Raw genomic sequence first — 10,901 nt, 5'->3', positions numbered from 1 at the left:
AGAAGAGGCTTTGGTATCGATCTGGAGCGAGGTGCTTCAACTGGACAAAGACAGTATCAGCACCAATGAAAGCTTTTTTGTGATGGGAGGTGATTCGATTAAGGCTGTAAAGTTGATGTCAAAAGTAAACAAGCACTTTAATATAAACATTAAACTGGCGGAGTTATTTGAAATGAACAAGATAAGTCAGCTAGCGGATCACGTAATGATCATTAAGCAGATAAAAATATCAGCCAATGATCTTGACGAAGTAGTGGAATTAAAACTTTAATACATCACCCATTGATATAGGCTCGGAAAAGTATCCGACCAGAATAAAACATTAGCAAACAATGAAAATAGGTAAATTTTTATTTAATCTCAGGAGGGAAAAGAATATTTCCATTACTGTAGAAAATGGTCAGTTGAGTGTTTTAGGGGCTAGGCAGTTTTTAGATGAAGAACTGATAAATCAAATAAAATCTCGGAAGCAAGAGATCTTAAGCTACCTGGAATCTCAAAAGGAACACAATAACATTTCCATACCATCTTCTGATACGAAGGAAAAATATGTGCTCTCATCTGCTCAAAAACGTGTCTATTTTGAAAAAGCTTTAGATAAATATTCAATTGCCTATAATATACCAACGATAGTAAAGCTTAAAGGCAAGTTAGATATCAACAAATTTGAAAAAACTTTTCGGCAAATCATCCAGCGTCATGAAATCTTACGGACTTCATTTGAGGCTGAAAGAGGCCAACTGTATCAAAGAATACATCAGGAAGTAGACTTCAAAATTCACTTCTCCAAAACAACAGAAGATATCCATTCACTTATTGAGAACTTCGTTCAACCTTTCGATTTGGGTAAGACCCCTTTGATGCGCATAGGATTGTTCGAAATTGCTCAGGAAGAATATTTACTAATCTTAGATATTCATCATATAATCACAGATGGAACCTCAAATAATCTTTTGATCAGGGAGTTTGTGGACCTGTATAATGACATACAGTTAGACACACCAAAACTGCAGTACCGGGACTATGCAGAATGGCAGCATAGCCGGGCTCATGATAAGATCATTAGCCACCATGCTTTGTTTTGGAGTAATGAATATGCAGAGTTGCCTGAAGTGCTGGAATTACCATTGGACCATCCACGATCGGCTGTTAAGAAAGCTCGCGCGGGAGCTGTTAATATTGTCATTGACAAAGAGTTGACAGAAGGCATGAAGAAGATGGCCGAAGGTTTAGGAGCCACATTGTATTCAGTTTTAATGTCAACATATTATATTCTGCTTAGCAGAGTAAGTGGTCAGCAGGATATTGTAATTGGTACCGTTACAACTGGAAGATTTACAGAGGAACTAGAATCTGTGCCAGGCATGTTTGTAAATACCGTACCGCTAAGGAATTTCCCTAAAGGAGAGCTAACTTACAAGGAATTTCTGCAAAATGTGCAACACAACATTGTTTCATGTTTTGATAATCAGATGTATCAGTTTGAAAATCTGGTCAGCGATTTGAGTATCAAACGGGAGGCTGGTAGAAATCCGCTTTTCGATGTATTCTTTGCTTATCAGAATTATAATCAACATGTGTTGGAAATCCCTGGCCTATCAGTTGAACCGGTTGGGGAAGGTCTTATTAAGACAGTGTTTGATATGGAGTTAAGCGCAGTAGAAATGCAGGATGGAATACTTGTCAATTTCATTTATAATGCCAACCTTTTCAAAGAAGAAACCATAGCGCGATATGGGATTTATTTTCAAAACATTATTGCGGAAATAACGGCTGACCTTAATATACGCTTATCTGAAATTGATATCCTGCCTCATGAGGAAAAGCAACGATTAATCTATGAGTTTAATAATACCACAACAGATTATTCGAAAGAAAAAACAATCATTGATCTTTTTGAAGAGCAGGTGAGAAAAGCACCTGATAATATTGCCACCAGATATGTTGATAGTATCACTACTTATGAAGAACTAAGTAAAAAATCTAATCAAATAGCATCGTATTTGCAACAGGTAGAAGAAGTGAAAGTCGGGGACATGGTGGGATTGCTTTTGGAGCGTGAAGAAGAAATTATACCTTGTATTTTTGGTATCATTAAATCTGGAGGAGTTTATGTCCCGCTTTCTCCGAGCCACCCATCTGCTCGTGTCAACGGTATAATAGCAGATTCTAATATCAAAGTTTTAATCACACGCCAGCGCTATATAGATGCGCTGGATATTAATTTGAAACCCAGGATAATAGACCTCGATACATCTCTGGAGAGGATCAACGAACAACATGAGATACGAGTTAACTGTCCGGGTCCAAATGACCTGGCTTATGTAATTTATACGTCTGGCTCCACAGGTACTCCGAAGGGGGTAATGATTGAGCATCACTCCATAGTTAACCGATTGGAATGGATGCAAAAGAAATACCAATTAACAGCAAAAGATGTGCTACTTCAGAAAACACCATTGGTTTTTGACGTTTCTATCTGGGAGTTATTCTGGTGGTCCTTTACGGGTGCAAGCTTAGCTATATTACCGCCGGATGAGGAAAAGGACCCAAATAAAATTATACAGGCTATAAATGACTATAAAGTTAGCACAATACACTTTGTGCCATCAATGCTAAGCGCATTTTTGGTTGTTGCGGCAAAGGAGGATACAGGTCAGCTTCAGACTTTAAGACAGGTTTTTTCAAGTGGGGAAGCACTCACCGCAGACCAGGTAAACAGGTTTGGTAACATATTGAACGGCAAATACCAGTCTAAACTTATCAATTTGTATGGTCCCACCGAAGCTACTGTGGATGTCTCATATTTTAATTGCGACTTTTCCCAAGAAACAGGACATATCCCCATTGGCAAACCCATTGACAATACTCAATTATACGTATTGGATAGTTATGGCAGACTATCTCCAATGTGCGGTATAGGCGAGTTGTGTATTGGAGGTGTAGGTCTCGCCAGGGGATATTTGAATAACGAAGACCTTACAAATGAGAAGTTTGTATCCAATACTCTCACCGGAGTGGGCAAAATATATAAGACGGGAGATTTGGCCAGTTGGCAGCCCGATGGTAATATCCGTTTTTATGGTCGGAAAGATGATCAGGTAAAGATCCGCGGATATCGTATAGAACTTGGAGAAGTTGCAAACCAACTTTTGCAGCATGATCTTATACAAGAAGCAGTAGTGATGCTAAAAGAAGGCAGGTACCTGGCAGCCTACTATATGGCTGAGAAAGAAGTGGATAAGGAGCGGTTGAGAAATCATTTGCTAAGAACACTTCCTGATTATATGGTACCTCAATATTATATATTTATGGAGACTATGCCTCTTACAGACAATGGCAAGTTAAACCGTAAAGCTTTGTCTCAGCATGAGCTGGTGCTGCAGAATGAATACGTAGCACCCAGAGATGAATTTGAAGAACAAATGGCAAAAATATGGGCAGATGTGCTGGAAATCTCCAAGATAGGCATCATTGACAATTACTTCGGTCTTGGAGGTGATTCTATCAAAGCCATAAAATTAATTTATGAAATCAACGAGCAATTAGAGTGCAATCTTAAACTGGCTGATCTTTACACAAATAATACCATAGAAGCGCTGAGTAATTTGGTTCGTGATAACAACGATATAGATCAAGAAGCAAGTGATCTGGCAAAGAAGGAGATTGAGGCGTTTCGGGAGGCTTATAAAAGGCAGAATGAAATACCCGATATATATGAAGATATCTATCCGATGAGCGGTATTGAGAAAGGGATGCTATTTTACACTTTGTTAAAGGATGAGAATGAGCAGCGTTTTGATAATATTATTTATCACGAGCAAAATTACTATAGGATTCCTTACAGCGATTTTGACCAAGATATTTTTAGAAAAGCGCTCAATCTGATGATCCGGAAGCATGATGCTCTTAGGAAGGTGTATGATACAGGGAGCTTTGCTCACATTATTTTGAAAGAAATTGATCCCGAAGTGAATTTTATAGACATTTCACACTTGAACAAGAGCCAGCAGGAAGACTATTTTATTGAAAAAATCAATACCGAACGGCTGAAGGCGTCCGGAAAATCCAAAGAGTTGCTTTGGAGGATGAATGTATTGAAAATTGCTGATGATTTTCGTTATCTCATATTTGATATGCATCACTCGTTGTTGGATGGATGGAGTCTGCATGCATTTCTTACAGAGTTAAATAATACTTACTTCAAATTAAAGGAAAATATTAACTATGCGCCAGATAAGCTTGAGTGTACTTATCATGATCACATTTTTGGAGAGCTCATGGATAAGAACAATCGGGAGAGTATAGATTTTTGGCGTGAAGAACTTAAAGAGTATAAACGATTTCAATTATGGAAACGTGATGAGGAGCATCGTTTTATTACCAGATATTTTCCTATTAATACTGAAATAGACAATGGAATTCAGTCGCTTGCTTCTGATTTGAAAGTTGGTGTAAAAGAGCTCTTTTTTGGTGCATATGCGTACACTATGGGACTTTTTTCCGCGGACGACAATTTTGTGGTAGGATTGACAACACATAACCGCCCGCTCGTAAAAGATGGCGACAAACTGTTGGGATGCTTTTTGAATCACATTCCCGTTAATGTTCACCTGCCTGCTGAAGGTACCTGGAGGGACTATATTGTTGATATGGTGAATAGAAATAGAAAGGCCAAAGCTCACGAGCGAGTACCATTTTATAAAATACGTCAGTTAACGGATGAACCTTTGCGGGATGGTGTAAACCCAATATTCGATGTGGCATTTACCTATATCGATTTTTGGGTCACAGACAGTATGTTTGAGCCAACGGAGAATATATCAGACGAATCACCTAATTTTTGGCACGATAGCAATGATGTAAATCAAAACACGTTATTTGACATATTCGTAAAGAGAATTTTTGGTCAACATCATGTTATTGCAGAGTATTCCACCACGGTGATGGATGATGAGATGATCAATAAATTTTTCAAATATTTTACAAATGTGTTGAGCCGGTTTATTCATCATCTTGATGAGCCCATTAACCGAGATGAAATTCTGGAAGAGAATGAGAAACGATGTCTGTTAGAATATTTTAATGATAATTCGGTCGATTACCCAAAAGAACAAACAGTTATAGAGCTGTTTGAAGAGCAAGTAAAAAATAATCCCGACCATATCGCGATTATATCCGGCAATAAATGCATGACCTACGCAGAGTTTAATGCCAGGGTTGACGCTCTGGCTGCATATTTGGTCAATCATGGTGTGACGGAAAAAAGTGTCATTGGCATCATGTGCGATCGCTCTTTCGAACTGCTGACTGCCATGTTTGCAGTAATGAAAGCAGGGGGTACTTATCTCCCGATAGATCCAGCCTTTCCTTCAAAGCGTAAAGATTATATTTTAAGCGATAGTGGGGCCACGTTGTTAATTACGCAGACGGCACACTTAGCAACAGTAAGTGATATTGAGCTTATAGATATCTCCAGTTTGTCATTATTAGATAGTACACCATTCAAAAGTAGGGCTAAATCGCAAAATCTTGCCTATATGATCTACACCTCGGGCTCAACTGGTAAGCCGAAAGGAGTAATGATCTCCCATAGTGCTGTAAATAATTTCTGTAAGGGTATCAGTGATCTGATCTCCTTTAGCGGCAAAAGAATTATTTCAGTAACAACTGCTTCTTTTGATATTTTTGTGCTGGAAACCCTTCTTCCTTTACAACAAGGAGCTACTGTTGTACTGGCTGATGAGAATGAACAGCGAGATCCTGCTGCACTAAATAGAGCAATAGTCAGGCATAAAGTAAACATGATCCAGTCAACACCATCGCTTATGAAGGTAGTAGTTGAAAGTAGTGAGACAGATGAAGGATTAAAACAATTGACAGATATAATGGTAGGAGGAGAGGTGTTTTCTGATTCACTTCTCAAGTTATTATCCGAAAAAAGCAGCGCCAGAATATTTAATATGTACGGCCCTACCGAGACAACAGTTTGGTCTACAGTGAAGGAACTTACGAACCAACACCAAATCACCATAGGTAAACCCATAGCCAATACTCAGATATACATATTGAACAGGCAGAATAAACTGCTGCCTATCGGTGTGGTAGGAGAACTGTGTATCTCCGGAGATGGCTTGGCAATAGGCTACCACAACAGAGAAGATCTTACAACCGAACGATTCATAGAGCATCCTTACAAAACTGGAGAACGACTCTATAAGACGGGTGATTTGGCACGTTGGCTCCCAGATGGTAACATTGAGTATCTGGGTAGAATTGATCATCAGGTGAAGATTCGTGGCTTTAGAATAGAACTTGGAGAGATAGAAACCCAGTTTTCTTCCTGTCCTGATGTGAGGGAAGCAGTAGTATTGGTTAAAGGAGGGGAAACAGATAAAAAGCTTGTGGGATACTTTGTATCTGATAATAACATAGAAGTTGATACCTTTCATGATCATTTGTCTAAATACCTGCCAGATTATATGATCCCTTCTCTGTACGTCAGACTAGATCGATTGCCGCTAACGCAGGCAGGAAAAGTGGATCGTAGAGCTTTGCCTGAGCCTGATTTTATTGTAGGAGCGGATTATGTTGCTCCATCAGGAGATATAGAAGAGAAATTGACAAAAATTTGGAGCAAAGTATTGAATTTAAATCCGGAAAAAATCAGTTCAGACAAAAGTTTTTTTGAATTTGGAGGACACTCACTTAATATGGTTACATTGATAAACGAAATCTTTAAAACATTTAACGTCCAGATAACATTGAAGGAGATATTTGACAGACCTTCAATACAACACCAGGCAGAATTGATTGAAGTCATCAATCAGGTACAAAGTGAAAATATTGATGATCTGGATCTTACAGAAGTTTCAATTTGAAATTTTTATATGAGCGGGAATGAAAGGATCAAAATGAACTTTTGATAAAAATGAATGGATTTCCGGGAACAAAGTTGTAGATTTTCGAAATGGCAAAGGCAATAAACTAATATTTTTTCTAAAGAAAATCTTTACAGGGAAAAGGTTATTTCATACGTTTGGTAAAAATTGTTTAGAAAGCCCAGTTGTTGTCGATTTTTCGTGTTCCCTTAATATTCCGGAATAGACATTGTGAGTATCCGTATAAAGTCCGATAATAAGGATGTAATCTATTCAAGATATTCAGACGACTAAATTAGTACGCTAGTTTACTAAATTAAAGAAAACATGTACACGCAACAGAATCTTAAAGAAATACTTAAATCCTTTGATGATAAGACTGCCGTTGAAGAAAACGGACGTTCTATTTCTTATCCAGAGTTGCTTCATCGATCTGAAAGAGTTTCGACATTCCTATTAAATGAATTTACACCTCAGTCCAGAATAGGGATTTGTGCAAACGAAATTACAGATTTGGTGACCAGTGTTTTGGGTGTCGTATTGGCCAGATGCGTCTTCGTCCCCTTGGATACATCTTTACCTCAGCAAAGATTATCACATATTATTTCCGAATCAAATCTCGATGCAGTGATTACGTCTGGGATTGATATGTCTAAAGTTAACAAGGAACGGATTCGGACCTTTGAATTAACTGATCTATCAGAGAAAGACACTAATATAAAAAATGACCATGTTACTGAATATCAAGAAGAGGATGACTTATACATATTTTTTACATCAGGAAGTACCGGAGTACCAAAAGGCATAGTAGGAAAAAACGGAAGCCTGTGGCATTTTATTAAGTGGGAGATAAAAACCTTTAATATAAAGCCTGGTTGCCGGTTTAGCCAGTTGATCTCACCCTTTTTCGATGCATTTCTCAGAGATATTTTTGTACCTCTTATGAGTGGAGGTACAATTTGTGTACCTCCTGGGGACGAAGATTTTTTTTCATCACAGAAATTACGTCAATGGATAGATGATGAGAAAATAAACCTCGTTCATTGCGTGCCAAGTGTATTTCGTATATTCAATAATGATAAGATATCTACTGATAGTTTTAAGGAACTGAAGTATGTATTGCTTTCAGGAGAGAGAATCATTCCGTCTGAGCTAACACATTGGTATGAGATTTTTAAAGATCGAATTCAATTAGTAAATCTTTACGGAACTACTGAGGCTACCATGGTTAGCTCTTATTATTACATTCGGCCAGAGGATATATCAAAAGAAAAAATTCCCATAGGAAAACCGATAGATGATGCGGATTTAATAGTACTTGATGATAATGGTCGGCTATGCCAACCTAATAGTACGGGTAATCTTCATATCGCTTCTCAATATCTATCCAAGGGCTACCTTAACGATCCGGACCTGACGGAAAAAAGATTTATAACGTTAAATGGGGCTACATTCCTCAGAAGACGGGCTTTTTGTACAGGCGATAGAGCTAAATTATTACCCGATGGTAGTATTGATCTGCTAGGCAGGGAGGATAGAATGATCAAAGTCAGAGGAATTAGGGTTGATCTGGACGAAATAGAAAACCTTCTGGTAAAATACCCTGAAATAGAAAGAGTAGCAGTAGTTTATAATGAGAAAAGGAGCTCTATTATAGCGTTTATTACAAAAAGTAGTGATCATAGAAATGATCAAAATCTAGCGGGAAAAATAATGATATACCTTGACGGATACTTACCAGTCTATATGCTTCCGTCTAAAATAAACATTGAGGAGAAACTACCCTACCTGACTAATGGAAAAGTAAATTATCGAAAATTACTGGAAGACGATGATCCAGGGGAAATAGTGCCACCAGCTAATCAGATAGAGAAGGATTTGGTTGAAATATGGAGTGACATTTTGAACATTCAAAAGCACATGGTTGATGTTACAAAAAGCTTTTTTGAATTAGGAGGACACTCAATAAACGTGATTATTTTAGTAAATAGAATCTTTGAGAAATTTAATATAAAATTGTCTGTGAGAGAAATTTTTAATTACCCTTCTATAAGATTACAGAGTGATATTATTGAAACAATGGGTGAGATGAAAGAGGAGGACAGCAATTTGGATTTCACCGAAGTGTCAATCTGATTCAATATCGTACAAAATGATTGCCCGAAAGAGCAATAACCAAAGTTAATTTGAATTTATACTAATACTTTTTGCCAGCAAGGTTTTCCCTTTGTTTGATAGTCTAAACACCTTCAAAAAAATGAATATTGTCGAGTATATTAAGGAACTCAAGAGTCAAAACATCTTCATTCACATTCGTAATGGAGAACTGAAGATAAAAGCAAAAAAAGAGTTCTTGACAGAAGATATTATATCTGGAATAAGATCCAGGAAGGAAGAAATATTAGAGTTTTATAAGGCTTTTAATGGAGAGGCTACTTATAGTTCTATCGGCAGGAGTAAAAATAAACATCATTATTCTGTTTCTTCTGTTCAACGCAGGCTATACTTTGTTAATGAATTGCAGACTTCTTCTCTGGCTTACAACATGCCTCAGGTTATCAAACTTGATGGAAGGCTGGAAGAAAGTAAGTTGCAGAATGCATTTACAATGTTGGTTCAGCGACATGAAGTGCTGCGTACTTCATTTCAACTTGTGGATCATGAAGTGGTACAAGTTATTCATGATAAGGTAGAATTTGAAATAGAAGATTATAAAGCTGCAAACGAGGCTGAAATCACGTCCATTACTAGCAAGTTTGTTCGTCCATTTGATTTGAGTAAAGCTCCGTTGATTAGAGCAGGTTTAGTGACACTTTCAGACCAATCTTATTTTTTGATGCTGGACGTACATCATATTATAAATGATTGGCAATCCTACGGAATACTGATCAATGATATAGTCTCTTTATATAGTGGAGAGACACTTGCCCCTTTGACTTTACAATACAAAGATTATGCGGAATGGCAACAGAGTGAAGAGCAACAGGAACGTATTTCGGCTCAGCGCGACTTTTGGAAAAAAGAATTTGCCAGAGAAGCCAGTGTTTTGGATCTGCCCACCGATTATCCCAGACCATCTGTTAAGAATTTCGAAGGGAATAACAGGGCGTTTATCTTAAATAGAGAAGAGACAGAGCGATTATGGTCTTTAGCACAGGAAACTGAAACTACAATGTTTATGACCATCTTGTCTGTTTTTAATGTTTTATTAAGCAAACTTGGAAACCAGGAAGATATCATTGTAGGTACTCCGGTTACTGGTCGAAATCATGCAGATTTAGAAGAAGCTGTGGGCATGTTTGTGTACACCATTGCTATTCGGAATGACGTAAATGGAGCGTTGAGTTTCAAAGAATTTTTGTCGAACGTAAAGGAAAAAACGTTATCATGTCTGGATAATGAAATGTATCCATATGAAGAATTAATAGGCGAGTTACAAATTCCTCGAAATACTAGTCGCAATCCATTGTTTAGTATAATGTTTGTGCTGGAACCGATGGTAGAAAGTAAGGAAATTTCTATTCCGGACTTGAGATTTGAAAATTATAACAACGGACATAAAATATCAAAATTCGATCTTACTTTACGAGCACGAGTTTCGAAAGATGAAATAATATTGATCTATGAGTACTCTACAGAATTGTTTAGTGAGGAAACTATAGAAAGGTTCATCGTTTATTTTCAGCAAATTATTAAGGAAATCACCGATCATTCTGAAAGAAAAATTTCGGAAATTAATATTTTACCCCTTAATGAGCGTGAAAAATTATTAGGTAAATTCAACGACACATCAGCAGATTATCCGAGGGATCAGACACTCATAGCGCTTTTTGAAGAACAGGTACAAAAAATACCGGCTAACACTGCCCTGATATACGAAGATCAGGAGTTGAGCTATGAGGCCTTGGATGCCCGAAGCAATCAGTTGGCCCGCTCTCTTTTAGAAAGGGGCTGTTGCCCTGGCATGGTTGTGGGATTGATGGTGGATCGTTCCATTGAGATGATGGTAGGTATGCTGGC

At 37.7% G+C, this 10,901-nt stretch carries 4 protein-coding genes; all 4 read left to right on the top strand.

Translation table 11 applies throughout. From position 1 onward, the window contains the following. The coding region (locus tag C900_RS26990) for an acyl carrier protein (RefSeq protein WP_040497660.1) at window positions 1-271 on the top strand (271 nt) is incomplete at its 5' end. 61 nt (window positions 272-332) lie between these two features. Next, window positions 333-6,881: a non-ribosomal peptide synthetase gene (locus C900_RS26985; RefSeq protein ID WP_009583671.1), complete on the top strand. Its 6,549-nt coding sequence runs from the start codon at window positions 333-335 to the stop codon at window positions 6,879-6,881. 327 nt (window positions 6,882-7,208) lie between these two features. After that, window positions 7,209-9,017 carry a non-ribosomal peptide synthetase gene (locus C900_RS26980; protein ID WP_009583670.1) on the top strand — a complete coding sequence of 603 codons (1,809 nt, stop codon included), beginning with the start codon at window positions 7,209-7,211 and terminating at the stop codon, window positions 9,015-9,017. A gap of 121 nt (window positions 9,018-9,138) precedes the next feature. After that, window positions 9,139-10,901 (top strand): condensation domain-containing protein (locus C900_RS26975; protein WP_157494271.1); only part of this gene is annotated, 1,763 nt, incomplete at its 3' end.

Origin of the sequence: Fulvivirga imtechensis AK7, from assembly GCF_000331535.1 — a bacterium.
Taxonomy (GTDB): domain Bacteria; phylum Bacteroidota; class Bacteroidia; order Cytophagales; family Cyclobacteriaceae; genus Fulvivirga; species Fulvivirga imtechensis.
The sequence above is the reverse complement of the archived record's forward strand: the minus strand, read 5'-3'. Positions and strand labels throughout refer to the sequence as shown.

Coding starts and splice junctions, on each gene's coding strand:
- C900_RS26985 (WP_009583671.1), top strand. CDS start 333: ATGAAAATAGGTAAATTTTTATTTAATCTCAGGAGGGAAAAGAATATT.
- C900_RS26980 (WP_009583670.1), top strand. CDS start 7,209: ATGTACACGCAACAGAATCTTAAAGAAATACTTAAATCCTTTGATGAT.